Origin of the sequence: Xenorhabdus bovienii (assembly GCF_024721015.1) — a bacterium.
Lineage (GTDB): Bacteria > Pseudomonadota > Gammaproteobacteria > Enterobacterales > Enterobacteriaceae > Xenorhabdus > Xenorhabdus bovienii.
Map to the genome: position 1 here is coordinate 1 of NZ_JANAIF010000178.1, position 2032 is coordinate 2032.

2 protein-coding genes and 1 pseudogene are annotated in these 2032 nt (G+C 45.4%); all 3 read left to right on the plus strand.

Translation table 11 applies throughout. From position 1 onward, the window contains the following. The first annotated feature begins 117 nt into the window (after positions 1 to 117). Positions 118 to 498, plus strand: a complete 381-nt coding sequence (locus NXS07_RS19665; protein ID WP_258087477.1) for a phage tail protein — start codon at positions 118 to 120, stop codon at positions 496 to 498. Continuing rightward, positions 495 to 1235 (plus strand): phage minor tail protein L, encoded by a 741-nt coding sequence (locus NXS07_RS19670; RefSeq protein WP_258087478.1) that lies wholly within the window; start codon positions 495 to 497, stop codon positions 1233 to 1235. The genes NXS07_RS19665 and NXS07_RS19670 overlap by 4 nt, the downstream gene beginning before the upstream one ends. 10 nt (positions 1236 to 1245) lie before the next feature. Then, a pseudogene (locus NXS07_RS19675) lies at positions 1246 to 1938 on the plus strand (C40 family peptidase); the annotation flags it as partial. Between the last annotated feature and the right edge of the window lie 94 nt (positions 1939 to 2032).

Genomic DNA, 2032 nt, shown 5'->3' on the forward strand with positions numbered 1-2032 from the left:
GGATTTAATAGCTCTGTAGCAAGAATCTCTATTGTTAGAATATATACTCTGCAATAAATAACATATTAAATAACCCCTATGAATTCAAGGCTGCGCATTGCGTAGCCTTTTCCATATATGCCGCCTAGTGCGGTTTTTTTACATCAAAATCCAAGCCGCTTAACTGCGGTTTTTCTTTTTATAGGTACTTATATGGCTATCGAAGAATTTAAACACCGAGTTAAATCAATTGAGTTTGGTGATGGTTACAAACAGGTCGTCGCTGATGGAATTAATTCCGAAACGCAATCATGGCCTTATTCTTATTTAGGAGCAAAAGAAGAAGTGGTTCCAATCTTTCAGTTTATTCGTAATCACACGGCAAAATCATTTATCTGGAGACCTCCGTTTGGTGAAAAGGGATTGTATCGAGTCAAATCTGACTCAATCACCATGACCCCTATGGCGGGAGGCATCATGAAAGTATCAGCAACTTTTGAACAGGCATTCAGCGCATGACTATTAATGCAGATCTCCAGCGCCTTGAAGTGGGGCATAAGATTTTATTGTTTTCGGTCGATGGCTCGGCCTTTGGTGGGCCAGAATTGTACTTTCATAATCACACCATTCCTTACACAGAAGCGGAACTGGAAAACCCGGACGACCTGCCGATTAAATCAATCTGGTGGCAGGGTGTGGAGTATAAACCGTGGCCTGTGAGAATTGAGGGATTGGAGGTAAATAGTGATGGTAGAACAGTGTCACCCACGCTCAGTGTTGCCAATCTAGACGGCACTATCAGCGCCATGTGTCTGGCATATCAGAATATGGCTCAGGCGCGTGTCACCCTTCGTATGACCTTTGCGCATTATCTGGATGCCCGTAATTTTCCCGAGGGCAACCCAGAAGCTGATCCTACGCAAGAGAAAATAGACGTCTACTATATTGACAGTAAGACGCATGAGGACAATACAGAGATTCATTTTGCTTTGTCTTCTCCTGCCGACCTACAAGGGATTCAAATTCCTACCCGTCAGATACACAGTCTTTGTACGTGGTGTATGCGGGGGTTATATCGCAAATCCCCATGTAACTATACCGGTGATCGGTATTTTGATGAGGACGGGAACCCAACAGATGATCCATCAAAAGATGCATGTTCTGGATTATTGTCAACAGGATGTGAGCTGCGCTTCGGGAAAGGAAATCAACTTCCCTTTGGTGGCTTCCCCGGTTCAGCGTTATTAAGGCGGTGATATGGAAACGCTGCGTAAACATATTATCGATACCATTATAGATCAGGCTAAAGCCGAATATCCTAATGAATGCTGCGGTCTGGTCATCCAAAATAGCCGCAAGCAGCAATATATCCGTTGCCGCAATACCGCACCTTTACCGACAGAACAATTCAGTATGCACCCAGTCGATTACGCCGAAGCCGAAGACGTAGGCACGATTGTTGCCATTGTTCACAGTCACCCCGATGCCACGACACAACCCAGTCAACTGGATATCGCGCAATGTGACCTGTCACAAATCCCGTGGGTGATTGTCTCATGGCCGGAGAGTGACATTCGTACCATTATGCCGACTGAGGGGATTAAGCCGTTGTTGGGTCGTCCATTTGTACATGGTATCTGGGATTGTTACGCCATCGTGCGTGACTGGTATCGGCTGGAGCGTGATATTGATATTCCTGATTTTGAGCGCTCAGATGGCTGGTGGGAGCGTGGCGAAAACTTGTATATGAAGAATTATGCTGATGCTGGGTTTACTGAATGCAGCAGTGAATTACAGATGGGTGATGTCATTATTATGCAGGTACAGGCCAACGAACCTAACCACGCTGGCGTATATATCGGTGATGGGCTGATGATCCACCATATGTATGGGCAACTCAGCCATAGAGTCCCATATAGTGGGTATTGGCAGGATAGGACGATTATTACCTTACGTCATGTGAACCCACCCGCTTCGGCGCTGAGGGATCCCCACAAATTAGCGCTAATAAATCAAAACCATGTTTTGGTAGATTTTGGCGAGATATTTGAGT